General features: G+C 49.5%; 1 protein-coding gene. It reads left to right on the top strand.

Features of this window, described 5'->3' with window-relative positions; translation table 11 throughout:
* Window positions 1-531 (top strand): CarD family transcriptional regulator (locus BN93_RS16180; protein WP_044261289.1); only part of this gene is annotated, 531 nt, incomplete at both ends.

Here is a 531-nt window from a genome sequence, read left to right on the forward strand (position 1 = left end):
CATGCAGGATATGTGGATAACGACCTTCGCGTTTGTTTTTTCACCGATCACCAGATATTCGACCGTTTCCACAAATACAATCTCAAAAGCGAACGCGCACGCGCCGGTAAGCTAGCGTTGACGATGAAAGAGTTGCAAGAGATGGAACCGGGCGACTTCATCGTGCATGTAGACTTCGGTATTGGCAAGTTTGGCGGGTTGGTTCGCGTGCCCACAGGCAACTCGTATCAAGAGATGATACGCATCGTTTACCAAAACAACGATAAGGTAGACGTTTCCATCCATTCGTTATACAAGATTTCGCGCTATCGTAAAGGTACGGCCACCGAACAGCCACGGCTCTCTACACTAGGAACGGGGGCTTGGGAACGTTTGAAAGAGAAAACCAAGAAACGTATCAAGGATATTGCCCGCGATTTGATAAAGCTTTATGCCAAGCGGCGCACCGAACGCGGGTTTGCTTTCAGCCACGACTCGTTTATGCAGCACGAACTGGAAGCAAGTTTCCTTTACGAAGACACGCCCGACCAG

The sequence above is a fragment of the Prevotella conceptionensis 9403948 genome (assembly GCF_000312305.1).
GTDB lineage: Bacteria > Bacteroidota > Bacteroidia > Bacteroidales > Bacteroidaceae > Prevotella > Prevotella conceptionensis.